This is a genomic window from Erwinia sp. 198 (genome assembly GCF_003937915.1).
GTDB classification, from domain to species: Bacteria; Pseudomonadota; Gammaproteobacteria; order Enterobacterales; family Enterobacteriaceae; genus Erwinia; species Erwinia aeris.
The window spans coordinates 362926-386286 of the sequence record NZ_RHUM01000003.1 but is presented as its reverse complement, the minus strand read 5'-3'; the positions used below and the strand labels follow the sequence as shown (position 1 = coordinate 386286).

Below are 23361 nucleotides of genomic sequence, written 5' to 3'. Positions count from 1 at the left end.
GTTATCTCGCGGTGCGGCGATTGTAACTCTGGGGGTGTGCCTACGCAAATTTACAAAAATCAAACGCTGGTTGGACTTGTTCGGCTTACAACTGTACGCTAAAGTGCGTGTCGAATCCTAATATAAGTAGTTAACGAGGTATTGAATGAAACGTGCAGTGATTACTGGCCTGGGTATCGTTTCCAGCATTGGTAACAACCAACAGGAAGTCCTTGCATCCCTGCGTGAAGGCCGCTCCGGCATTACCTTCTCTCAGGAGCTGAAAGATTCCGGCATGCGTAGTCACGTCTGGGGCAACGTCAAACTCGATAAAGACGAAATCTCCAGCCTCATCGATCGCAAAACCCTGCGTTTTATGAGTGATGCGTCCATTTATGCCTATATTTCTATGCTGGAAGCGGTAAAAGATTCCGGTTTGACCGTTGAACAATACCAGAACAACCCGCGCGTGGGTCTGGTGGCCGGCTCCGGCGGCGGCTCGCCGATTAACCAGGTGGCCAGCGTTGACGGGATGCGCGCTAAAGGTCTGCGCGGCGTCGGCCCTTATATGGTGACCAAGGCGATGGCGTCCGGCGTTTCTGCTTGCCTGGCGACCCCGTTTAAAATCCACGGCGTAAACTACTCCATCAGCTCCGCCTGCGCCACCTCGGCACACTGCATCGGCAACGCCGTTGAGCAGATCCAGCTGGGCAAACAGGATGTGGTATTTGCAGGCGGCGGCGAAGAGCTGTGCTGGGAAATGTCCTGCGAGTTCGATGCGATGGGCGCGCTGTCCACCAAATATAACGAAACGCCAGAAAAAGCCTCCCGTACCTATGACAACAGCCGCGACGGCTTTGTTATCGCAGGCGGCGGCGGCATGGTTGTCGTGGAAGAGCTGGAGCACGCCCTGGCGCGTGGCGCGCACATCTACGCAGAAGTGGTTGGCTACGGCGCAACCTCCGATGGCGCAGACATGGTAGCGCCGTCAGGCGAGGGCGCAGCACGCTGTATGCGTCTGGCTATGCACGGCCTGGATACGCCGATTGATTACCTGAACACGCACGGCACCTCTACGCCGGTAGGCGATGTGAAAGAGCTGGGCGCCATTCGCGAAGTCTTCGGCGACAACACGCCGGCGATGTCGGCCACCAAAGCCATGACCGGCCACTCTCTGGGGGCGGCGGGCGTGCAGGAAGCTATCTACTCGCTGCTGATGCTGGAGCACGGTTTTATCGCGCCAAGCATCAACATTGAAGAGCTGGATCCGGCGGCGGAAGGTCTGAACATCGTGACCAAACCAACCGAGCAGCAGCTGACTACCGTGATGTCCAACAGCTTCGGCTTCGGCGGCACCAACGCCACGCTGGTGATGCGCAAGCTGTAATCTGTCAGCAATGTCAAAAAAGGGTGCCTCGCAAGGGCATCCTTTTTTTATGGCATGAATTTGGCTGAGCGCCGTAGCGGCAATGCCTGGCTGACCGATGTTTGATCATAGCCACGCTACATTCCGCCTCACACCATGCCACGCCACATTACTCCGCACTATGCCACCTCACGTCACGTGATGCCGCATCAGGTCGATCACCCTAAGGCTGATTGTCCGGGAAAAATACGGTAACCTTCCCACTTCGCTGTAATCACAGAAGCGTTGATCATGAACAACAGGATGACAATAAAGGATATTGCCCGACTGAGCGGGGTAGGGAAATCGACCGTGTCCCGCGTGTTGAATGGGGAAGGTAGCGTCAGTCAGAAAACGCGTGAGAAAGTAGAAGCCGTTATTCAACAGCAGAATTTTATGCCGTCAAGATCGGCCCGCGCCATGCGCGAGCGGAGTGACAGGGTGGTAGGCATTATCGTTTCACGCCTGGATTCCCCGGCTGAAAATCAGGCGGTCAGGGCCATGCTGCCGCTGTTTTATCAACAGGGTTTTGATCCCGTGGTGCTGGAAAGCCAGTTCGAACCGTGCCTCGTACAGGGGCAGCTGCGTATGCTGGCTCAGCGTCACGTGGATGGCGTGATCCTGTTTGGCTTTAGCGGACTGGATGAGCCGATGCTGAGCGGCTGGCAGGACAAGATGGTGGTAATGGTGCGCCGTTACGCCGGTTTTTCATCAGTGTGTTATGACGATGCAGGCGCGGTCAATTTACTGATGGATAAGCTTTATCAGCAGGGGCACCGCCACATCAGTTACCTGGGCGTGGAACAAAGCGATACCACTACCGGAGCCTGTCGTTATCAGGCCTACCTGGCTGCCTGTCGGCGCCTGCAGATCGACCCGCTCGGCGCGCTGGGTGAGTTGACGTACCAATATGGCTATGAGGGCGTAGCCGGGATCCTGACGGCGCAAACTACTGCGCTAATCTGTGCCTCAGACAGCATAGCGCTTGGAGCTAATAAATACCTGCAGCAACGGCCCCTTCCCCACGTCCAGGTTTGTGCCATCGGCAATACCCAGCTGGCCAGATTTCTGTTCCCTCAGACGCTTTCCGTGGATTTTGGCTACGGTGAGGCCGGTTCCCTGGCGGCCAGGCAGCTGCTTGCTCAGCTTAATGGCACCGCAGAGGTGCGGCAATTTATTATCCCCTGTCATTTCTGACAATACTTAATCGCCATAACCGCTATTTTTGTGATCTTCCCTTTAAAATGGGAACGTTCCCTTTTTTTGGTTTTTATTTGCCGTTACACTCGCGGGAATTAAACGGGCAAGGGGAGGGGATCAATTTTTAAATTGTATGGCCTTTATATTGTTACTGCCATGTTAATTTAATTTTGCATTAAAAAATAGTTAAATAAAGTATTTATTCAGGTAATTAAACTTCTTATTTTATTTTTTAATAAAAGGACTTACCGTGGAGAAAATAAAACAGGCGACCAACCGCTTAATCGAACTCGTAGGCGGCAAAAAGAATATTGCCGCCGTCAGCCATTGTATTACCCGATTACGCTTTGTCCTTCATGATGCGACCCTGGCCCGGCCCAAAATGATTGAGGCGCTTTCCGGTGTCAAAGGCTGTTTTACCAGTGCAGGACAGTTTCAGGTCGTGATTGGCACAGATGTCGGCGTCTGGCATCAGGCGCTGCTGGCCGCCACGGGGGCCGACGACGTTAATAAAGAGCAGGTGAAAATTAAGGCCCGACAGAATATGAAGTGGTCTCAGCGAGCTATTTCACATTTTGCTGAAATATTTTTCCCTCTCTTGCCTGCATTAATTTGTGGCGGTTTAATTTTAGGCTTTCGCAATATTATCGGCGACGTGCCCTTTTCTGGCGGAAAAACGCTGGCACAGCAGTCAGCAGCCTGGCAAACGCTTTATGATTTTTTGTGGCTGCCTGGCGAAGCCATATTTATGTTTTTACCGGTGGCCGTTTGTTGGTCAACGGTAAAAAAAATGGGCGGCACGCCGGTATTAGGTATCGTGCTGGGCATAACGCTGGTTTCACCTCAGCTGATGAACGCCTATCTGTTGGGTCAGCAGGTACCGGAAGCCTGGAATTTCGGCTGGTTTACCATTGAAAAAGTGGGCTATCAGGCCCAGGTTATCCCTTCCGTGCTGGCCGGTATGATGCTGGCCTGGATTGAACTGCGCCTCAAAAAATGGGTGCCGGATTATCTCTGGCTGGTTGTGGTGCCGGTCGTGACCGTTTTACTGGGCGTTTTTCTGGCACATGCGCTGATCGGGCCTTTGGGCAGGCTGATTGGTGACGGCGTTGCCTGGGGCGTAAAAGCGTTAATGACCGGCAGCTTTGCCCCCGTTGGTGCGATGCTGTTCGGCTTTTTATATGCACCGCTGGTGATCACCGGCATTCATCAGACCACGCTGGCAATTGATTTGCAGATGATTAACAGCATGGGCAGCACGCCGCTTTGGCCGCTGATTGCGCTCTCCAACATCGCTCAGGCCTCCGCCGTGGTCGGCATCATTATGCTCAGCCGCAAAGCCAACGAGCGTGAAATTTCCGTACCCGCCGCGATTTCCGCCTTCCTGGGCGTTACCGAGCCAGCCATGTACGGCATCAACCTGAAATATCGCTTCCCCATGCTGTGCGCCATGATCGGCTCCGCGCTGGCCGGTCTGCTGTGTGGGCTGAGCGGCGTTCTCGCCAACAGTATCGGCGTCGGCGGCCTGCCGGGGATCTTATCCATCCAGCCTCAGTTTTGGCTGACTTTTCTGCTGGCAATGCTGATAGCTATCGTGGTGCCGCTGCTGCTGACGCTGCTGGTGTATCGCCATAAGGCCCAACGTGGCGAGCTGTCCGTATAGATTTAAAGGATTATTGCGATGAGTAATGAACTTGCCTGGTGGCAGCAGGGCGTTATCTACCAAATTTACCCAAAGAGCTTTCAGGACAGCAGCGGCAATGGCTTTGGCGATCTGAAGGGCATTCTCGCCCGTCTGGACTATCTGCAAGCGCTTGGCGTAGACGCTATCTGGCTTACGCCGATTTATGTTTCTCCGCAGGTTGATAACGGATACGACGTGGCCGACTACTACGCCATCGATCCGCTCTACGGCACCATGGCCGATTTTGAGCAGCTGGTGGCTGCAGCGCGCCTGCGCGGCATCCGTATCGTGATGGATATGGTGTTTAACCATACCTCTACCGCTCATCCCTGGTTTCTGGCTGCACAGCATCCTGACAGCCCTTACCGGCAGTTTTATCACTGGCGTGACGGCAAAGAAGGGCGGCCACCGAACAACTGGCGCTCTAAATTCGGCGGTTCGGCCTGGCAATGGCATTCGGCAAGCGGGCAATACTATCTGCATTTATATGCCGTGGAGCAGGCCGATCTCAACTGGGCGCATCCCCCGGTACGGGAAGAACTGAAAAAGATCTGCCGTTTTTGGGCTGAAAAAGGCGTTGAAGGTCTGCGACTGGATGTGATTAACCTGGTGTCCAGACATCCGGATCTGCCGGACGACGACGAGGGTGACGGGCGGCGCTTCTATACCGACGGCCCGCTTATTCACGACTATCTGCGGGAGATGAGTCGGGATGTTTTTCAGCCTCTCAACCTGATGACCGTAGGGGAAATGTCTTCCACCACGCTGGCAAACTGCCAGCAATACGCAGCCATTGACGGCAGTGAACTGTCGATGACCTTTACCTTCCATCATCTGAAAGTGGACTACCCCGGCGGCGATAAATGGGCGCTGGCTAAGCCGGACTTTGTCGAGCTGAAACGCATTTTTAATCACTGGCAGCGCGGTATGCACAATCGTGCCTGGAACGCGCTGTTCTGGTGTAACCACGACCAGCCACGCATTGTTTCCCGGTTCGGCGATGAGGGCGCGCTGCGCGTGCCTTCCGCAAAAATGCTGGCGATGGTGCTGCACGGGATGCAGGGCACGCCTTACATCTACCAGGGCGAAGAGATAGGCATGACCAATCCGGGCTTCAGTCATATTGACAGCTACCGCGATGTGGAAAGCCTGAATATGTACGCCGGGCTGCGGGAAAAAGGGCGCAGCGAAGCCGACATTCTGGCCATTCTGGCGAGCAAATCGCGCGATAACAGCCGAACGCCCATGCAGTGGACGGCAGAAGCCAGTGCGGGTTTCACAACAGGTAAGCCCTGGCTGAGCTGTGCGAAAAATGCTTCGACCATCAATGTGGAGCAGGCCATGGCCGATCCCGATTCCGTTTTTCATACCTATCGCCAGCTTATTGTTTTGCGTAAAACGCATCCGATCCTGACATTTGGCGATTACGAAGATCTGGATCCGCAGCATCCAGCGCTGTGGTGTTACGTACGGCGCTGGCAAGGGCAACAGCTTCTGGTGGTGGCTAACCTGAGCCGCGAACCACTTCACTGGCACGGAGCGCCTTTGGCGGCCGATTCTGGCTGGCGCAGGCTACTCGGAAACTATCAGGATGCGCCGCCGCAAACAGGCACTTTACGGCCGTTTGAAGCGATATGGTGGCGGAAGGAATGAGCTTATTTAATAAGGGATTAGTAATGAAAAAGAACAACATACTTTTGAGAAAAACCTTTCTTGCGGGTGTTATTGGCGCGGCGCTTTCCGCTCCGGCTCTGGCGGTTGACTTTCATGGCTATGCCCGTTCGGGCATCGGCTGGAGCGGCAGCGGCGGGGAGCAACAGTGTTTCAAAACCACCGGTGCGCAGAGTAAATATCGTCTGGGTAACGAGTGCGAAACCTACGCGGAACTGAAGCTGGGGCAGGAGGCATGGAAAGAGGGCGATAAAAGCTTCTATTTCGATACCACGCTGGCCTACGCCGTGTCACAGCGCGCTGATTTTGAAGCGGTGTCGCCCGGTTTCCGCGAGGTGAATGTTACCGGCGTCAATTTGATCGATGCGCTACCGGGCGCCACGCTGTGGGCGGGCAAGCGTTTTTACCAGCGTCACGACGTCTTTATGACCGACTTCTTCTACTGGGATATTTCCGGGCCGGGCGCCGGACTGGAACATGTCGATCTGGGCTTTGGCAAACTGTCGGCGGCGGTTACCCGCAACAGCGAGTCGGGTGGCTCGCAGGGGTATATGGATACGCAGCGGGATGAGCGACCGACCGTCAACGATGTCTTCGATCTGCGCCTTGCCGGATTAAAAACCAACCCCGGCGGCAGCCTGGAGCTGGGTATCGACTATGGCCGCGCCAGCGTTCAGGATGGCTACCGGCTGGCCGAAAATGCCAGCAAATCGGGCTGGATGCTCACGGCTATCCACACCCAGGCGGTGGCGGACGGCATGAATAAATTTGTGGTGCAGTATGCCACCGATGCTTTGACCTCGCTGGGCAATGGCCGCAGCGAGGGGGCGTCGGTCGCTAATAATGGCCATATGATCCGAATATTGGATCATGGCGCTATCGATCTTAACGATCGCTGGGGAATAGCCTATGTGGCAATGTATCAGGATATCGATCGGGATAACCACAACGGCACACGCTGGCACACCGCAGGCGTAAGCCCGATGTATAAGTGGACGCCCATTATGAGCACGCTGCTGGACTTCGGCTACGATAATGTAAAATCTCAGCGAACCGGCGAGCGCAATAGTCAATATAAGATCACGCTGGCCCAGCAGTGGCAGGCAGGCACCAGTATCTGGTCTCGTCCGGCGCTGCGCCTGTTTGCGACGTGGGCGAAATGGGATGAAAAATGGGGATATGCTCCGGCGGTCGACAACGGCATGGCTTACAGCGATACCCGCCTGCATACCTTCAGTCGGGGCCAGGGCGATGAGGCCACCTTCGGTGCGCAGATGGAAATCATGTGGTAACTGTTAGCGTCAGTCTGAAAAAAGACGAGCCAGCTTTTCTACCGCGCTAACGATTTCTGCTGGCTGCAGGGCGGAAAAACCCAGCAGCCAGCCTTCCTGTGGTACGTTTCCCCGATACAAAAGCGACAGGCGCGGCAGCACTAACCCCGCCTGCAAAGCCTGATGCGTTAGCCTTTCTTCGCCGCCATCCGGCAGCGTGGCTGTCAGCTGTAACCCATGCTGAGAGTCCAGCGGCCGGAGCCTGCCACCCAACATGGTCGCAAGCTCCGCCAGCAGCAGCTCGCGGCGGCTGCCGTAAAGCTTGCGCATCAGCCGCAGATGCGCCTGAAAATGGCCGCGATCGATAAAATCTGCCGTAACCGCCTGCATCAGCTGCGCGCTGTGCCCGTCCATCACGCCACGCATCCGGCCGCAGGCGTCAACCAGCGCGGGCGGCACCGCCAGATAAGCCAGCCTCAGGGAAGGGAACAGCGTTTTGGAGAAAGTGCCCAGATAGAGCACGCGTCCGGCCTTATCCAGCCCCTGAAGCGCGGGCGCGGGCTGCGCGCCGTAATAAAATTCGCTGTCATAATCATCCTCAATCAGCCAGCTGCCGTGCGCGCGGGCAAAGGCCAGCCATGCCAGGCGACGCGACAGGCTCATGGTCACGCCGGTGGGATACTGATGGGACGGCGTCAGATAAACCAGCTTTGCCGCCGGCCGATCGGGAATTTTTGCTCCCTCATCATCCAGCTCCAGCGTGCCAATCGTGGCGCCTGCGCTGTTAAAAGCATGATAAGCGCCGCGGTAGCCCGGCTCTTCCAGCCAGACGGTATCGCCCGGATCGCACAGCAGCATCGCCAGCATCTGCAGCGCCTGCTGCGAGCTGGTCAGGATGATAATTTGTCCGGCATCGCAGCGTACGCCGCGCGACTGAGCAAGATAGCGCGCCACCGCCTCACGCAGTTCAGCCAGCCCCTGCGGCACGCCATAACCCATCATTTTTTCCGGCGTATGGCGCAGCCGCTGCGCCACCAGCCGTCGCCAGATAGCGTGAGGAAAAGCCCGCAGATCCGGCGAACCGGCGGCAAAAGCCTGGGGAAAAAGCGGATCGTCGCAGCCGCCGGAGGCGACGATGTTGCTGCCGCGTGACGAGAGCGCGGGAGCCGCTGTCAATGACGCCGGGGTGGGGCGTCGCGGCGCAGGCAGATCGGCGGCGACGAAAGTGCCTTTGCCGCTGTGCCGCAGCAGGCAGCCTTCGCTTTCCAGCTGCGCATAGGCCGCTTCCACCGTCACCCGGGACAGCGACAAATCGACGGCAAGCAGCCGGGAAGAGGGCAGCCGCTCGCCCTGCCGCAGCGTGCCGTCGGTGATGAGCTGGCGCAAGGCGGCGCATAGCCTGTCCCGTCGGGTGCGGGCCTGCTGCGAGGCGAACAGCTGGATTAAGGGCACGTTGGTCAGCGGCATAAGGGTCTTATCATCCGATTAAAATGGGTATCCTTTTTAAGGCCGTTTTACCCTATCATCAGGCAGACCTTAAGCAAAGGAGTACGCATGATGACCCTGTCCGCCGTTTTACAATTTCCGCCGCCTGACGCCGCACGTAGCGAAGCGTGGCTACGCGAAAAGCTGGCTTACTACAGCGATGCCTGGGATCTGGCCCAGGATCTCGCCAACGGCATTACCGATATTGTGGTGATCGATACCCGTGCGGCAGAGCAGTACTGCGCCGCACATATTCCCGGCGCGATAAGCTTTCCGCACCGCACCATGAGCGCAGAAACGCTGGCGGCGCTGGACAGCAGCAAAGTTTACGTGACCTACTGCGACGGCATTGGCTGCAACGGTTCCACCAAAGGCGCGTGGAAGCTGGCGTCGGCGGGCCTGCGGGTAAAAGAGCTGATTGGCGGGCTGGATTTCTGGCTGCGCGACCGGCATCCGGTCGCGCAAGGAGAAGAAGCGGGCAGCTGGCCGCTCCGGGATTTACAGGCGTGCGGCTGTTAAGCCTAAAGGAAAAGCCACAGCAGAAAAATAAACAGCACCAGCGCGGCAAAAGCGGTTACGGCCGGACGCGTCGCCAGCGGCCTTAATACCGGCGGCACGTAGCCGGAAATAATCGGCTGTGGACGGATCTCGCTGTCGGCCAGCGGCATCTCCTTGAGCCGTTCGGCCCGCCGCGCAAACAGCAGATTCACCAAATCCTGCGCCTGGGCCGCGGTCAAAATCGCCTGCGGCGGCAGCTGGAAGCGCTGCTGGCTGGCCTCTTCCAGCATGCGCTGCTCCGCATGATCGGAAGGCACCTTCAGCGAGGCGAGAAGCGTATGCAGCGTCGGGGCAGGCTGCTGGCTCAGCGTCTGGCTAACCTGAAGGTACTGGGTCAGCAGCGGGAACAGGCGTGAAGGAATGGGATCGCCGCTGTGCAGGTTGACCACCTTCAGCACGGAAGTCCACAGCTTCACCGGCTGTTCGCCGGTAACGGCGGCCAGGCGAGCGACCTGCTGATTGAGCGCGTGGTGCTCCGCCGGCAGCAGCGATCGATCGGTGACGCGGTTCTGCTGCGGCTGCGGGATCGCCATCTGGCCGTTTTGCAGCATGGTCAGCACCTGTCGCAGCTGATCGGGATTCAGCGAGCTGAGCACCGTATGACCAAACTGCTGCCGGATAAAATCGCTTACCGCCTGGCGATTATTGCCCGCAGGCAGCAAATCGCTCAGCTGCTGAAACAGCTGTCGGGTGGCGTGCGTGTTCTGCACCTGCGCAAGCCGCGCATTAAGAAACTGCTCCGCCGCCGGAAAATGACGCGCCAGCAGACCGGCATCGTTCTTCACGCCCACTTCATGACGTAGGCCGGCCCATAGCTCCGGGGCCTTTAGCGAACTGAGCGACATAATTTTGACAATCAGCCTTTCCAGCGTGGTGCGCTGAGCAGGGGTCAGCGGCTGATCGCCCGGTCCGGTTCGGCCGGTGTCAGCGACCGTCGCTCGTTCGCCGGGTAATGGCGCGCCTGGGCCATTAAGAGGTTGCATGGCAAAATCCTTAACTCAACACTGTCCGGAAAGCGCCGGAAAAAAGGGGGATTGGCTATGATAACAATCCCGTTACGCGATAGGTAGTAGCGCCGCGCCGTGCGGTGGATTATTTTTCAGGGATCCGCTGTCGCTCGCGCTGTTTTGCCGATCCGCAGCGGCGTACGCAGCCGCTGCGCCAGGATCACGCCGCATAACGTGACGCCGCCGCCGATAAAGTGATAGCTGTGCAGCTTTTCATGCAGAAAAAGCACGGCGATAACTGCCGTAAAAACAGGCGTCAGATTCATAAAAATCGAGGCGGTGCTGGCGCCCATGCGCATCACGCCCTGGATCCATAAAAACGGCGCAAGAATAGAAGCCGGAAGCGCGGCGAACAGCACCAGCGGCAGATTATGCGCGTTCAGCGCCACGTCTTTTGCCAGTAAAAATCCCGGCAGCAGCAGTATGACGCCAAACACTATCTGCACGTACAGGCTTTGCCAGTTCGGCAGCGGGATCGCCCAGCGACGGGTCAGCACGCCATACAGCGCGTAAGAGGTAGAAGCGGCGAACAGCATCAGTTCGCCTATGCCCATGCCCTGCGTCAGCAGCCGTTCAGGGCTGCCCTGGCTAATCAGCCACACCAGCCCGCCAAACGAGAGCACGCTGCCGATAAGAATGCCCAGCGTGGGCGCCACTTTCAGCAGCACGATGCTGATCAGCACGGTCAGTAGAGGGATCAGCGAAACCAGAATACCCATCGAGAGTGCGCTGACGCTGTGCGCGGCATAGTAGGCAAGGCTTTGATAAAGCACCATGCCCAGCAGACCCAGCGTCAGCAGCTTCCACCACTGCTGCCTGACCTGCGCCCGGTTGCGCCACACCGCAGGCAGTACGAAGGGCGTCAGCGCCACCAACGCTATCAGCCAGCGATAAAAGGAAATAGCGGCAGGATCGATAACGTTCGCCGAGACTTTGCTGACGATGGCGTTAAACGACCAGATCAGCACCGCCATCAAAGGATAAAGAAAATTCATTGTCGAGCCTGAATCAGTAATAAGAGCCGAGAGTGTACCCGTCTGCGGCTACAAATAAATAACCTTTATTACCGCGGCCTGATTTTCTCCCGTCTCTTCTCTGGCTGGTAAAGCGTCACTGCGTAAGGCCATCCGGGCAGAAATAAGAAAAGGCTATGGCAAAACGGCCTGAAGCCTTTTACTCCTTTTTCGGTAACGGCCAGAATTAATTCAGGAAATGACAGTTTTATGACGGCGAAACTGAAAAAAGGAATTTGCACGAGCTAAGCGCTAACGTCCACTACGCTAAGGCAGGAATTACGATGAGTTATTCAGCAAAACCGCCATCCACGCTCGGCGATGGGTTATCCAGTCGCCAGGTCACCATGATTTCTATCGCCGGGATTATCGGCGCCGGTCTTTTTATCGGCTCTGCCAGCGCTATCGCTACCGCAGGGCCGGCTATCTTAATTTCTTATGTATTAACGGGTTTTTTGGTGCTGCTGGTGATGAGAATGCTGGGAGAGATGGCGGTTATGCAGCCTGACTCCGGCTCTTTTTCCACCTACGCTTCACGGGCGCTTGGCCCCTGGGCGGGCTTTACCATCGGCTGGCTCTACTGGTGGTTCTGGGTGCTGGTGATCCCGGTGGAGGCGATAGCCGGCGCGAACATCCTCCATACCGCTTTACCCGCAGTACCCGCCTGGGTTTACACACTTTCTATTATGACTTTGCTGACCTGCACTAATCTTTTCAACGTGAAAAACTTCGGCGAGTTCGAATTCTGGTTTTCCCTGATTAAAGTGGTCGCTATCCTGGCTTTTATCGCGGTGGGCATCGCGGCGATCGCAGGCTACTGGCCTCTGGCGCACGTCAGCGGCGTGTCGCGCCTGTGGGATAGCGGCGGCTTTATGCCACACGGCGGCGGCGCGGTGCTTTCCGGCGTGCTGATCACTATTTTCTCCTTCTTTGGCGCGGAAATCGTGACCATTGCCGCCGCCGAGACCAGGGATCCGGGGCGGCAGATCCGGCGCTCGACTAACCTGGTGGTATACCGTATTGCCTTGTTCTATCTGCTGTCGATTTTTCTGGTGATTTCGCTGGTCGCCTGGAACGATCCACAACTGAAAGAACAGGGAACCTTTCAATACGCGCTGAACGTGCTGCATCTCCCGGGCGCCGGTATCCTGGTCAGCTCGGTAGTGTTTATCGCGGTGTGCAGCTGCATGAACTCCGGGCTGTATACCGCCTCCCGCATGTTTTACTCGCTGGCGCAGCGTGGTGATGCGCCGCAGGCTGGCGCGCGGATTTCCGCAGGCGGCGTGCCCCGCGTTGCCGTACTCAGCTCAACGCTGGCCGGTTTTGCAGGCTGTTTCGCCAACTACGCTTTTCCCGGCAGGGTTTTCGACTTTCTGCTTTCCACCACCGGCGCTATCGCACTGCTGGTCTATCTGGTTATCGCCGTTTCCCAACTGATTATGCGCCGCAGGCTGGAGCGCAGCGGCCGGACGCCGGAATTTAAGATGTGGCTGTTTCCGTGGCTGACGCTGTTTACCATCGGTATTATTCTGGTGGTATTAGGCTATATGTTTATTTCGCCCGATTATCGTTATGAAACGCTGATGACCGCTGCCGTGGCCGCGATCGTGCTGATGCTGAGTTTTATTGTCACGCGCAGGCGCACGGCGCAGACGCAAAAAGTCGGCAGCGGCAAAATGCAGCCTCGCGCGGTGCAAACGATGCGGTAGCTTGTGTCGAGGCGATCGTCAGCAAAAGCCATTCCTGCGAATGGCTTTTTTAGTGGCCGACGCCGCACCGCGTAAACAGGCGAAAAACAGGGCGAACAACCTGCCGCTGGCCGCTATGCTTGAAGAAAGGCTTTCGCTGTTTAAGCGCAGCGACCTTCTTCTATCATAAGGCCAGACTATGACCCGGTTTAGTTCGCCCGATGCGATCCGCGACGCCTTTTCCAAAGCGATGTCGCTGATGTACCAGCAGGAAGTGCCGCAGTACCGTACCCTGTTACGGTTAGTAAAAGAGGTTAACGCCTGCTATTTGCAGGCCCATCCCGAAACCTTTGCGGACGTCGACAGCGCGCCGGAGCTGAACCGGCTGGCGGTCGAACGACACGGCGCTATCCGCCTGGGCAAAGCGCAGGAGCTGGCGACCATGCGCCGACTGTTTGCGGTTATGGGGATGTATCCGGTCAGCTATTACGATCTTTCTGCGGCCGGCGTGCCGGTGCACGCTACCGCTTTCCGCCCCGTTGATGCGCGCTCGCTGCAATATAATCCTTTCCGCGTGTTTACCTCGCTGCTGCGCCTGGAGCTGATCGACGATCCCGAACTGAGGCAGAAGGCGAGCCAGATCCTCGACCAGCGGAATATCTTTACGCCGCGTCTGCTGGAACTGATTGATATCGGCCTTGCTCAGCAGGGCTTAACCGCCGCACAGGCGGATGAGTTTGTCGCCGAAGCGCTGAAAACCTTTCAGTGGCACAGCGAAGCGCTGGTGGACGGGGCAACTTATCAGTCGCTGCTGGATCAGCACCGCCTGATTGCGGACGTGGTTTCTTTTAAAGGGCCGCACATTAACCACCTTACGCCGCGTACGCTGGATATAGATGCCGTGCAGCGGCAGATGCCCGCTTATCAGATGGTGCCGAAAGAGAGCATTGAAGGGCCGCCGCCGCGTCGCGTGCCCATTCTGCTGCGTCAGACCAGCTTTAAGGCGCTGAGCGAAAAAATCAACTTTACCGACAACAGCGAGGGCAGGCACACCGCGCGCTTTGGTGAAATCGAGCAGCGCGGGCTGGCGCTGACGCCCGCAGGCCGCGCGCTTTACGATCGGCTTTTGCAACAGCCGACGGCGGGGGATAAAGCCGCCGGGCTGGCCGCGAACTTTGCCGCTTTCCCGGACGATATGCACGAGCTGCGTCGGCAGAAGCTGGGCTATTTTAGCTATCGGCTGTCGACGGGCGCGACGCTGCCGGAGCAGGCCAGCCGTGAGCAGCTGCAAAGTCTGATCGACGACGGCACCATAGAGGCCAGGCCAGTGGTTTATGAAGATTTTCTGCCGGTCAGCGCCGCGGGCATTTTCCAGTCGAATCTGGGCAGCGAAAGGGGAGCGGCGGGCAAGGGCCACCCCAATCAGTTGGCCTTTGAGCAGGCGCTGGGCTGCGCGGTTATCGACGAGTTTTCACTCTATCAACAGCTGGAAGAGGCGTCGCTGGCGGCCATTTTCGATCGCCCTTGACCGCGCTCTGTCTTTGACGTGGCTGCCGACTTAAGCCTAAAGTTAGCGCGGCGCACAGGCCGCTTTTCAAGGAGAATTTTATGTATACCCGGCTGGCTATTCTGCTGCTATCCCTGTTTCTCGGTATGGGGAACGCTTATGCAGCCACCACGCAGGAAGTGGATCGGCGTCTGGATTCTCTGTTTGGCTCCCATCAGAAATACCAGGATTTTCTTGGCGAACTGCAACAGGCGGTGGCGGCAAAAGACAAAGCCAAAGTGGCGACAATGATTGCTTATCCGCTTGAGGTCGGTTTAAAAGGGAAAGCGAAAACCTATCGCACGGCGGCAATGCTAAAGAAGCACTACGGCAGCGTATTCACGCCTGATTTAAGCCGCGTCATTATCGCGCAGAAATATGAAGATCTGTTTGCCAGGGATCAGGGCGTAATGGTGGGCGACAGCGGCCAGCTGTGGTTTAGCGAAGTGTGTCAGGACAAAGCCTGTCACAACACCCGCGTGCTGATTACACGCATCAATCAGTAGCCGATAATGCTTAAAGGACTCAATCACTTAACGCTGGCCGTTACGGACTTAGGTGTTAGCCTGGCATTTTACCAGCGGCTGTTACAGATGGAGGTTAATGCCGTCTGGGAAGGGGGCGCTTACCTGAGCTGCGGGTCGCTGTGGCTGTGCCTGTCCTACGATCCTGCGCGAGAAGTGCTTCCTGCGGAAAAAAGTGATTACACCCATTATGCTTTTACGGTTGAGTCATCAGACTTCGTCGCTGTGACATTGCGTCTTCAGCAGGCAGGTGTGGAAAGCTGGAAAGAAAACCGCAGCGAGGGAGATTCATTCTATTTCCTTGATCCTGACGGCCATAAGCTGGAAATACACGCAGGCGATTTGCGCCAGCGGCTGGCGGCCTGTCGCAAAAACCCTTATGCAAAAATGATCTTTAAATAGGGCGGCTTATTGGCTTGCTGCACCACGGGCTTATCCCTTTCCCGGCTTTATGGCAGAATAACCTCCCTCACTGTTACCGAGCAGGAACCCCGATTGTGAAAATTCTCGTTGATGAAAACATGCCCTATGCGCGCGAACTGTTTAGCCGCACGGGGGATGTAGTGGCCGTTCCCGGCCGTCCCGTCCCGCAGGCCGAGCTGGATGACGCCGACGGCCTGATGGTGCGCTCCGTGACCAAAGTCAATGCGGAGCTGTTAAACGGCAAGCCGGTAAAATTTGTCGGCACGGCCACGGCGGGCACCGATCATATTGATGAGGCTTTTCTGCAACAACAGGAGATCGCTTTTTCGGCGGCGCCGGGCTGTAACGCCATCGCCGTGGTGGAATACGTTTTCTCTGCGCTGCTGCTGCTGGCGGAACGCGACGGCTTCGCGCTGAAAGATCGCACCGTCGGCATTGTCGGCGTCGGCAACGTCGGCGGGCGCCTGCAGGCTCGTCTTGCCGCGCTGGGGATCCGCACCTTGCTTTGCGATCCTCCGCGTGCCGATCGAGGCGACGAAGGGGACTTCCTGCCGCTTTCACAGCTGGTGGCGGAAGCCGATATCCTGACCTTCCACACGCCGCTGTTTAAGCAGGGCGCCTACAAAACCCTGCATCTGGCCGACGAGGCGCTGCTGCGGGCGCTGAAACCCAACGCTATTTTGATCAACGCCTGCCGTGGGCCGGTAGTGGACAATCAGGCGCTGCTGAAGGTGCTGGCAACGCGCCGGGATCTCAGCGTGGTGCTGGACGTGTGGGAGCCGGAGCCGGAGCTTTCTCTGCCGCTGCTGGAAAAAGTGGATATCGCCACCGCCCATATCGCAGGCTACACCCTGGAAGGTAAAGCGCGCGGCACCACCCAGGTATTTGAAGCCTGGACGCAGTTTTTAGGCAACCCGCAGCAGGTGGCGCTGGAAACCCTGCTGCCCGCGCCGGAGTTTGGTCAGATCGCGCTGCGCGGCGAGCTGGATCAGCCGACGCTGAAAAGACTGGTGCATCTGGTGTATGATGTGCGCCGCGACGATGCGCCGTTGCGAAAAGTGGCGGCCGTACCGGGTGAATTCGATCGCCTGCGTAAAAATTATCTGGAACGTCGCGAATGGTCTTCGCTGCGCGTGCAGTGCGATAGCGAAAGCACCGCGACGCTGCTGTCGGCGTTGGGTTTCAGCGCGTTCTGGCAGGCCGATTGCTAAAAATTTCATGCGGCGTGCCCACGCGTAAGGGCGCGACGCATACTGCGAACAATTCTGAATCGTCGGGCGGTGTCGTCACCGCCCTCTGTTTTTTATGTACATTATCTGGAGTAAACCAACATGTCTGACGGCTGGAATATTGCGCTACTGGGCGCGACAGGCGCAGTAGGGGGAGCAGTACTGGAATTACTGGCCGAGCGTCAGTTCCCGGTTGGTGAGCTGTATTTGCTGGCGAGCGAACGTAGCGCGGGCGAAAACCTGCGTTTTGAAGGCAGAACGCTGCTGGTCAACAACGTCAGCGAGTTCGACTGGTCACAGGTGCAGCTGGCTTTTTTCGCCGCCGGTCGCGAAGCCTCGGCGCGCTATGCCGAAGAAGCCGCAAGCGCGGGCTGCCTGGTGATCGACAGCAGCGATCTTTTCGCGCTGGAGCCGGACGTGCCGCTGGTGGTGCCGGACGTGAACCCGCAGGTGCTGGCCGACTACCGCAACCGCAATATCATCAGCGTGGCCGACAGCGTCACCAGCCAGCTGCTCTGCGCGATCAAACCGCTGGTGGATCAGGCGGGCCTGGGCCGTTTGCAGGTCACCAGCCTGATTGCCGCTTCGGCACACGGCAAGGCCGCCGTGGACTCGCTGGCGGGCGAAAGCGCGCGGCTGCTGAACGGGATGCCGGCGGAAGAGAACTTCTTTGGCCGCCAGCTGGCTTTCAACATGCTGCCGCTGCTGCCGGACGCCGAAGGCAGCGTGCTGCAGGAGCGCCGCCTGATCGACCAGGTGCGTAAAGTGCTGCAGGATGAAGGGCTGCCGATTTCGGTCACCACCGTTCAGGCGCCGGTTTTTTACGGCAACGCGCAAATAGTGCACGTGGAAAACCTGCGCCCGATGTCGGCGGAAGAGGCGCGCGAAGCGCTGATGCAGGCGGAAGATATCGCGCTTTCCGATGAAAATGACTATCCGACGCAGGTCGGCGACGCATCGGGCAGCGCACAGCTCAGCCTGGGCTGCGTGCGCAACGATTACGGTGTCCCGGAGATGCTGCAGTTCTGGTCGGTGGCGGACAACGTGCGCTTCGGCGGCGCGCTGATGGCGGTGAAAACCGCTGAGAAGCTGGTTCAGGAGTACTTCTGGTAATGTCGGCGGCAGAAACTTACAGGCTGGCGCTGGGCATTGAGTATGACGGCAGCCGCTATTACGGCTGGCAGCGGCAGCAGGAAGTCAGAAGCGTGCAGGAGAAGCTGGAAAAGGCGCTCTCTAAAGTGGCCGATCATCCGGTGGTGGTGTTCTGCGCAGGCCGAACCGATGCGGGCGTACACGGTACCGGCCAGGTGGTGCATTTTGACACCACCTCGCTGCGTAAAGATGCCGCCTGGACGCTGGGCGTCAACGCCAACCTGCCGGACGATATCGCCGTGCGCTGGGTGAAGCCGGTTGCGGACGATTTTCACGCCCGCTTCAGCGCCACGGCGCGGCGCTATCGTTACGTCATCTATAATCGTCGTCTGCGCCCGGCTATTTTACACGGCGGCGTAACGCATTTTTACCATCCGCTGGATGTGGAAAAAATGCAGCGTGCGGGGCAGGCGCTGCTGGGTGAAAACGACTTTACCTCTTTTCGCGCGGTGCAGTGCCAGTCGCGGACGCCCTGGCGCAACGTCATACACCTTAATGTCAGCCGTCACGGCGCTTATGTGGTGGTGGATATCAAAGCCAACGCTTTTGTGCATCATATGGTGCGCAATATTGTCGGTAGCCTGATGGAAATAGGCTGTGGGAATCAGCAGGAAAGCTGGATGGCCGAGCTGCTGGCGGCAAAAGATCGCACGCTGGCGGCGGCAACGGCGCGGGCCGAAGGGCTTTATCTGGTCGCGGTCGACTACCCGGAACGTTATGATTTACCCCGTCCGCCGATGGGGCCGCTATTCCTCGAGGATTAACGCATTAAGGAACCTGTATGGAAGTGATTCACACCGTCATCGACTTTATTTTGCACATTGATGTGCATTTGCAGGCGATGGTTGCACAGTATGGCGTCTGGATTTATGCCATTTTGTTTTTGATTCTGTTTTGCGAGACGGGGCTGGTGGTAACGCCTTTCCTGCCCGGCGATTCGCTGCTGTTCGTGGCGGGCGCGCTGGCGGCTATCCCGGACAGTGCGCTGAACGTGCACGTGATGGCTCTGCTGCTGTGCGTAGCGGCGATTGTCGGCGATGCGGTGAATTACACCATCGGACGCCTGTTCGGCAATAAGCTGTTCAGCAATCCTAACTCAAAAGTTTTCCGCCGCAGCTACCTGGATAAAACGCATCAGTTCTATGAGCGTCACGGCGGAAAAACGATTATCCTGGCGCGTTTTGTGCCGATAGTCCGGACTTTTGCGCCGTTCGTTGCCGGTATGGGCAAAATGTCCTATCGCCATTTTGCGCTGTTTAACGTGGCGGGCGGCATCCTTTGGGTGGTGCTGTTCTCTTATGCCGGCTACTTCTTCGGCAACCTGCCGGCTATCCAGCAAAACCTGCACTATCTGATCGTCGCTATTATTCTGGTGTCGGTTCTGCCAGGCGTGGTGGAAGTGTTACGTCATCGCCGCGCGGCGCGTCAGCAGAAACCGCAATAGCCTCTTTGTTATCGTCCGTCCGCCGGCAGCGGCGGCGGGCGAGTTCTCCCGGCTTCCCTTCCTGATGCTTTTGCTCATAAAATATGTTTTCATGGCCGTTGCTGACCGCTTCGCGGCATGATAAATAAACAGCCCGGCTCGCCCGTGCCCGGTAGCGTAAAAGGGAAACGCGGGCCGTTGACGAATTGGTAGCGCGCAAAACGGTTTTATGATGTAATACCGCCTAATTCTCAGGCGATAATCTGTGTTAAGTATCTGATTTAGCACAATAAACAACATAACAGGTCATCAATGAGCTGGATTGAAAGAATTCTCAACAAGAGCACAATCACCCCATCGCGCAAAGCCAGCATTCCGGAAGGCGTCTGGACCAAATGCGACAGCTGCGGCCAGGTTCTCTACCGTGCCGAGCTGGAACGCAATCTGGAAGTTTGCCCGAAATGCGATCACCATATGCGTATGCACGGACGTGACCGTCTGCACAGCCTGCTGGATGAAGGTTCGATGACCGAACTGGGCAGCGAGCTGGAGCCGAAAGATGTGCTCAAGTTCCGGGATTCCAAAAAATACAAGGATCGTCTGGCTGCGGCGCAGAAAGACACCGGCGAGAAAGACGCGCTGATCGTGATGAAAGGCACGCTGCACGGCATGCCGGTTGTGACGGCCGCGTTTGAGTTCTCCTTTATGGGCGGCTCAATGGGATCCGTGGTTGGCGCTCGCTTTGTGCGTGCCGTTGAGCAGGCGCTGGAAGATAACTGCCCGCTGATCTGCTTCTCCGCCTCCGGCGGCGCCCGTATGCAGGAAGCGCTGATGTCGCTGATGCAGATGGCCAAAACCAGCGCCGCGCTGGCGAAAATGCAGGCGCGCGGTCTGCCTTATATTTCCGTGCTGACCGATCCGACCATGGGCGGCGTTTCCGCCAGCTTCGCCATGCTGGGCGATCTGAACATCGCCGAACCTAAAGCGCTGATCGGCTTTGCCGGCCCACGCGTGATCGAACAGACCGTGCGTGAAAAACTGCCGCCGGGCTTCCAGCGCAGCGAATTTTTAATCGAGAAGGGCGCTATCGACATGATCGTGCGCCGTCCGGTGATGCGCTTTAAGCTCGCCTCCGTGCTGGCTAAGATGATGAATCTGCCGGCGCCGCAGGAAGAGCGCGTGCCTGAGGTGGAAGAGGCGCCGCAAAGCCCTGAAGCCTGATCGATGTCCGAAAGGGCGCGCGTCGCCCTTTCACCAATGAACCGTAACTTGTGAACGGGATACATGGATACTCTTCCTCAAGCCACGTCGCCTCTGGCCACGTGGCTTCATTATCTTGAGAATCTGCATTCTCAGGCTATCGAACTCGGGCTGGCGCGCGTTCAGCGCGTCGCCGCACGGCTTGACCTTCTTAAACCTGCTCCGTTTGTTTTTACCGTTGCCGGCACTAACGGCAAAGGCACCACCTGCCGGACGCTGGAAACGCTGCTGATGGCCGCAGGCTATCGCGTCGGCGTCTACAGTTCGCCGCACCTGGTGCGCTATACCGAACGCGTGCGCATTCAAGGGCTTGAGCTGGCCGAAGCGGAGCATACCGCTTCATTTGCCGATATTGAGAAAGGGCGCGGCGACACTTCGCTGACCTATTTTGAGTACGGTACGCTTTCTGCGCTCTGGCTGTTTAAGCGTGCGCAGCTTGATGTGGTGATCCTGGAGGTGGGGCTGGGTGGCCGCCTGGACGCAACCAATATCGTGGATGCCGACGTATCGGTGATCACCAGCATCGCGCTCGATCATACCGACTGGCTTGGCCCGGATCGCGAAAGCATCGGCCGCGAAAAAGCGGGCGTCTTCCGTGGCGGCAAGCCTGCTATCGTTGGTGAACCTGATATGCCGCATACCATTGGCGAAGTGGCCGACGAGCTGGGCGCGCAGCTGTTGAAGCGGGGGCGCGACTGGTCTTATAGCGTTGGTGAGCACGACTGGCGCTTTACCGATGCGCAGGGCACGCTGAACGGGCTGCCGATGCCGCAGGTGCCGTTGCCGAATGCCGCCACCGCGCTGGCCGCGCTGCGCGCGTCGTCGTTAAAAGTCGATGACGCCACGCTTTACGAGCTGGATAAAGCGATTTTGCCCGGGCGTTTTCAGACCGTTGCACAATCGCCGCGCATTATTCTGGATGTCGCGCATAATCCTCATGCGGCTGGCTACCTGGCCGAACGCCTGAGCGAGCTGCCGAAAACCGGAAAGGTCCATGCGGTAGTCGGCATGCTGCACGACAAAGATATCGCCGGGACGCTGGCCTGTCTGGCACCGCAGGTTGACTACTGGTACTGCGCGCCGCTGGAAGGGCCGCGAGGCGCAAGCGCGGAGCAGCTGCTGGCGCATTTGTCGGGCGCGCAGGCCTGTACCAGCGTGGCGGCGGCGTTTGGCCAGGCGCGGCGGCAGGCCGGGCCGCAGGATATCGTGCTGGTGTGCGGTTCTTTCCACACCGTAGCGCAGGTAATGGAAACGATGGAAACGGAGAGTGGCAGTGGCAAGTAAGTTTCAAAATCGTTTGGTAGGAACGGTGATCATCGTGGCGCTGGGCGTTATCGTGCTGCCGGGCCTGCTGGACGGTAAGAAAAAGCACTATAAGGAAGAGTTCGCCGCGATCCCGCTGGTGCCCAAGCCTGGCGATCAGCAGGAAACGGAGATGGTGCCGCCGGTCACGCAGTCGCTGCCAGCCCAGCCGCCGGAAGGCGCAGGCACGGCGATAGCGGGCCAGACCAGTGAAAATACCTCGCAGGCTGAAAGCGGCTCTACCGCGCCGCAGGCGGGCAACCAGCCGACCGTGGTGTCACCGCCGCCGGTAAGTCATGTGGTGACGGAAAAACCGGTCGAGAAACCGAAAGCGCAGCCAAAACCCGTAGAGAAGCCGAAGGCAGAGCCCAGGCCGGTAGCGAAGCCGGAAACCAGGCCTGAGTCGAAACCGGAGCCGAAGCCCGTACAGCAGGAGAGCGCGCCGGCAGGCCAGGCGTGGGTCGTGCAGCTGGGCGCGTTGAAGAACGCCGCGAAGGTTAACGAAATCGTCGCCTCGCTGCGTCTTTCCGGCTATCGCGCCTTTACGGTGCCGTCCACGCCTGTACAGGGTCAGATTACCCGCGTTTACGTCGGGCCGGACGCTTCAAAAGCGAAGATGCAGGCCGCCGTGGGCGAGCTGAAAGGCATCTCCGGACTGAGCGGCGTGGTGAAGCCTTATAGCGCACGTTAGGCTGTTGCTATCGCAGCAAGAGCCGACGCCTTTCAGGCGCTGAAGTCGGGCTGTCGCCGTGCCGTTTCAGGCGAGGCGGCGGCCCGTAAAATAAAGTAAATCAAACAGTTGCCGGGGCGAGTCGGCCAGCCTGTTTTCCCGTTATCCTGGCAGGTTTTGCGCTGGTTTTTTTCACGCCCGGTTTTCGTCAGGACGGTTAAGGAAAAGCTACGCAAACGTTTTCTTTTTCTGTTAGAATTCGCCCCGAACTCAGGTTGTGTCCCTGTGCTGCCCGTGCCGACGCGGCAGACAGCAGAGGGACGCAGCCTGATCAGAGGCACAGTCGCTGGAAGAGTTCATGGTCTGGATAGATTACGTCATTATTGCGGTTATTGGTTTTTCGGCTCTTGTCAGCCTGATCCGCGGGTTCGTTCGGGAAGCACTTTCGCTCGTCACCTGGGGTTGCGCATTTTTTGTCGCCAGTCATTATTACTCCTTCCTTGCTGTCTGGTTCACAGGTTTTGAAGACGAACTGGTTCGAAATGGAATCGCCATCGCGGCATTGTTTATCGCCACGCTGATTGTCGGCGCGATAGTCAACTATGTGATTGGTTCGCTGGTTGAAAAAACCGGCCTGTCGGGAACCGACAGGGTGCTGGGAGTCTGTTTCGGGGCATTACGCGGCGTACTGATTGTGTCGGCCATGCTGTTTTTCCTTGATACCTTCACCGGCTTTTCCAAAAGCCCGGACTGGCAGCAGTCCCAGCTGATTCCCCAGTTTAGCTATATTATCAGGTGGTTTTTTGACTACCTGAAAAGCACGTCGAGTTTTTTACCCCGGTAATTGAGCCGGGGTTGCGGCTTATGAGGA

General features: G+C 57.7%; 21 protein-coding genes. 18 read left to right on the top strand and 3 right to left on the bottom strand.

All coding sequences use genetic code 11. From position 1 onward, the window contains the following. Positions 1-145: 145 nt before the first annotated feature. The 5 genes from fabB to EGK14_RS06610 all read left to right on the top strand — a co-directional run bounded on the left by fabB (position 146) and on the right by EGK14_RS06610 (position 7231). Positions 146-1366, top strand: coding sequence for a beta-ketoacyl-ACP synthase I (gene fabB / locus EGK14_RS06630; protein ID WP_125288293.1), 1221 nt, complete (start codon positions 146-148; stop codon positions 1364-1366). A 270-nt stretch (positions 1367-1636) separates the two neighbouring features. Then, positions 1637-2581: a trehalose operon repressor TreR gene (gene treR, locus EGK14_RS06625; RefSeq protein ID WP_125288292.1), complete on the top strand. Its 945-nt coding sequence runs from the start codon at positions 1637-1639 to the stop codon at positions 2579-2581. A 253-nt stretch (positions 2582-2834) separates the two neighbouring features. Continuing rightward, entirely contained in the window at positions 2835-4247 is a 1413-nt protein-coding gene (gene treB / locus EGK14_RS06620) for a PTS trehalose transporter subunit IIBC (protein WP_125288291.1), read from the top strand. A gap of 18 nt (positions 4248-4265) precedes the next feature. Further along, on the top strand, positions 4266-5921 hold the full coding sequence (gene treC / locus EGK14_RS06615; protein ID WP_125288290.1) for an alpha,alpha-phosphotrehalase: 1656 nt from the start codon (positions 4266-4268) through the stop codon (positions 5919-5921). Positions 5922-5944: 23 nt separating this feature from the next. Further along, positions 5945-7231: a maltoporin gene (locus tag EGK14_RS06610; RefSeq protein ID WP_125288289.1), complete on the top strand. Its 1287-nt coding sequence runs from the start codon at positions 5945-5947 to the stop codon at positions 7229-7231. A 9-nt stretch (positions 7232-7240) separates the two neighbouring features. Here the strand turns inward: EGK14_RS06610 and EGK14_RS06605 are convergent, their stop codons facing one another. Then, positions 7241-8677, bottom strand: a complete 1437-nt coding sequence (locus tag EGK14_RS06605; protein WP_125288288.1) for a PLP-dependent aminotransferase family protein — start codon at positions 8675-8677, stop codon at positions 7241-7243. Between the two features lie 87 nt (positions 8678-8764). Here EGK14_RS06605 and EGK14_RS06600 point away from each other — a divergent pair, with 87 nt between their 5' ends. Further along, positions 8765-9214, top strand: a complete 450-nt coding sequence (locus EGK14_RS06600) for a rhodanese-like domain-containing protein (protein WP_125288287.1) — start codon at positions 8765-8767, stop codon at positions 9212-9214. Positions 9215-9216: 2 nt separating this feature from the next. On the opposite strand, the gene flk is transcribed toward EGK14_RS06600, so the two are convergent. Beyond that, on the bottom strand, positions 9217-10236 hold the full coding sequence (gene flk, locus EGK14_RS06595; RefSeq protein WP_125288286.1) for a flagella biosynthesis regulator Flk: 1020 nt from the start codon (positions 10234-10236) through the stop codon (positions 9217-9219). 116 nt (positions 10237-10352) lie between these two features. After that, entirely contained in the window at positions 10353-11255 is a 903-nt protein-coding gene (locus EGK14_RS06590; RefSeq protein WP_125288285.1) for a DMT family transporter, read from the bottom strand. Between the two features lie 302 nt (positions 11256-11557). On the opposite strand from EGK14_RS06590, the gene EGK14_RS06585 reads away from it, so the two are divergent. The 12 genes from EGK14_RS06585 (at position 11558) to cvpA (ending at position 23334) form a co-directional block, all read left to right on the top strand. Continuing rightward, positions 11558-12982, top strand: a complete 1425-nt coding sequence (locus EGK14_RS06585; RefSeq protein ID WP_125288284.1) for an amino acid permease — start codon at positions 11558-11560, stop codon at positions 12980-12982. 178 nt (positions 12983-13160) lie between these two features. After that, positions 13161-14489 carry a VOC family protein gene (locus tag EGK14_RS06580; RefSeq protein WP_125288283.1) on the top strand — a complete coding sequence of 443 codons (1329 nt, stop codon included), beginning with the start codon at positions 13161-13163 and terminating at the stop codon, positions 14487-14489. Between the two features lie 80 nt (positions 14490-14569). Continuing rightward, on the top strand, positions 14570-15013 hold the full coding sequence (locus EGK14_RS06575) for a hypothetical protein (RefSeq protein WP_125288282.1): 444 nt from the start codon (positions 14570-14572) through the stop codon (positions 15011-15013). Positions 15014-15019: 6 nt separating this feature from the next. Beyond that, positions 15020-15433 carry a fosfomycin resistance glutathione transferase gene (gene fos / locus EGK14_RS06570; RefSeq protein ID WP_125288281.1) on the top strand — a complete coding sequence of 138 codons (414 nt, stop codon included), beginning with the start codon at positions 15020-15022 and terminating at the stop codon, positions 15431-15433. A gap of 95 nt (positions 15434-15528) precedes the next feature. Then, entirely contained in the window at positions 15529-16665 is a 1137-nt protein-coding gene (pdxB, locus tag EGK14_RS06565) for a 4-phosphoerythronate dehydrogenase PdxB (protein ID WP_125288280.1), read from the top strand. A gap of 120 nt (positions 16666-16785) precedes the next feature. Continuing rightward, positions 16786-17796 (top strand): aspartate-semialdehyde dehydrogenase, encoded by a 1011-nt coding sequence (locus EGK14_RS06560; RefSeq protein WP_125288279.1) that lies wholly within the window; start codon positions 16786-16788, stop codon positions 17794-17796. Continuing rightward, complete coding sequence (gene truA / locus EGK14_RS06555) at positions 17796-18599, top strand: tRNA pseudouridine(38-40) synthase TruA (RefSeq protein ID WP_125288278.1); 804 nt, start codon at positions 17796-17798, stop codon at positions 18597-18599. The genes EGK14_RS06560 and truA overlap by 1 nt, the downstream gene beginning before the upstream one ends. A 17-nt stretch (positions 18600-18616) precedes the next feature. After that, on the top strand, positions 18617-19279 hold the full coding sequence (locus tag EGK14_RS06550) for a DedA family protein (RefSeq protein ID WP_125288277.1): 663 nt from the start codon (positions 18617-18619) through the stop codon (positions 19277-19279). Positions 19280-19570: 291 nt separating this feature from the next. Beyond that, positions 19571-20479, top strand: coding sequence for an acetyl-CoA carboxylase, carboxyltransferase subunit beta (gene accD / locus EGK14_RS06545; RefSeq protein ID WP_125288276.1), 909 nt, complete (start codon positions 19571-19573; stop codon positions 20477-20479). A gap of 63 nt (positions 20480-20542) precedes the next feature. Then, entirely contained in the window at positions 20543-21802 is a 1260-nt protein-coding gene (folC, locus tag EGK14_RS06540) for a bifunctional tetrahydrofolate synthase/dihydrofolate synthase (protein ID WP_125288275.1), read from the top strand. After that, the gene (dedD, locus tag EGK14_RS06535) at positions 21792-22511 is read left to right on the top strand and encodes a cell division protein DedD (protein ID WP_125288274.1); all 720 of its coding nucleotides are present in this window, start codon (positions 21792-21794) and stop codon (positions 22509-22511) included. The genes folC and dedD overlap by 11 nt, the downstream gene beginning before the upstream one ends. 337 nt (positions 22512-22848) lie before the next feature. Then, on the top strand, positions 22849-23334 hold the full coding sequence (gene cvpA, locus EGK14_RS06530; protein ID WP_125288273.1) for a colicin V production protein: 486 nt from the start codon (positions 22849-22851) through the stop codon (positions 23332-23334). The last annotated feature ends 27 nt before the right edge of the window (positions 23335-23361 follow it).

Bases quoted from the DNA above. Each gene is read 5' to 3' on its own strand.
- fabB (WP_125288293.1), top strand. From the start codon at position 146: ATGAAACGTGCAGTGATTACTGGCCTGGGTATCGTTTCCAGCATTGGT.
- treR (WP_125288292.1), top strand. From the start codon at position 1,637: ATGAACAACAGGATGACAATAAAGGATATTGCCCGACTGAGCGGGGTA.
- treC (WP_125288290.1), top strand. From the start codon at position 4,266: ATGAGTAATGAACTTGCCTGGTGGCAGCAGGGCGTTATCTACCAAATT.
- EGK14_RS06610 (WP_125288289.1), top strand. From the start codon at position 5,945: ATGAAAAAGAACAACATACTTTTGAGAAAAACCTTTCTTGCGGGTGTT.
- EGK14_RS06605 (WP_125288288.1), bottom strand. From the start codon at position 8,677: ATGCCGCTGACCAACGTGCCCTTAATCCAGCTGTTCGCCTCGCAGCAG.
- EGK14_RS06600 (WP_125288287.1), top strand. From the start codon at position 8,765: ATGATGACCCTGTCCGCCGTTTTACAATTTCCGCCGCCTGACGCCGCA.
- flk (WP_125288286.1), bottom strand. From the start codon at position 10,236: ATGCAACCTCTTAATGGCCCAGGCGCGCCATTACCCGGCGAACGAGCG.
- EGK14_RS06590 (WP_125288285.1), bottom strand. From the start codon at position 11,255: ATGAATTTTCTTTATCCTTTGATGGCGGTGCTGATCTGGTCGTTTAAC.
- EGK14_RS06585 (WP_125288284.1), top strand. From the start codon at position 11,558: ATGAGTTATTCAGCAAAACCGCCATCCACGCTCGGCGATGGGTTATCC.
- EGK14_RS06580 (WP_125288283.1), top strand. From the start codon at position 13,161: ATGACCCGGTTTAGTTCGCCCGATGCGATCCGCGACGCCTTTTCCAAA.
- EGK14_RS06575 (WP_125288282.1), top strand. From the start codon at position 14,570: ATGTATACCCGGCTGGCTATTCTGCTGCTATCCCTGTTTCTCGGTATG.
- fos (WP_125288281.1), top strand. From the start codon at position 15,020: ATGCTTAAAGGACTCAATCACTTAACGCTGGCCGTTACGGACTTAGGT.
- EGK14_RS06560 (WP_125288279.1), top strand. From the start codon at position 16,786: ATGTCTGACGGCTGGAATATTGCGCTACTGGGCGCGACAGGCGCAGTA.
- truA (WP_125288278.1), top strand. From the start codon at position 17,796: ATGTCGGCGGCAGAAACTTACAGGCTGGCGCTGGGCATTGAGTATGAC.
- EGK14_RS06550 (WP_125288277.1), top strand. From the start codon at position 18,617: ATGGAAGTGATTCACACCGTCATCGACTTTATTTTGCACATTGATGTG.
- accD (WP_125288276.1), top strand. From the start codon at position 19,571: ATGAGCTGGATTGAAAGAATTCTCAACAAGAGCACAATCACCCCATCG.
- folC (WP_125288275.1), top strand. From the start codon at position 20,543: ATGGATACTCTTCCTCAAGCCACGTCGCCTCTGGCCACGTGGCTTCAT.
- cvpA (WP_125288273.1), top strand. From the start codon at position 22,849: ATGGTCTGGATAGATTACGTCATTATTGCGGTTATTGGTTTTTCGGCT.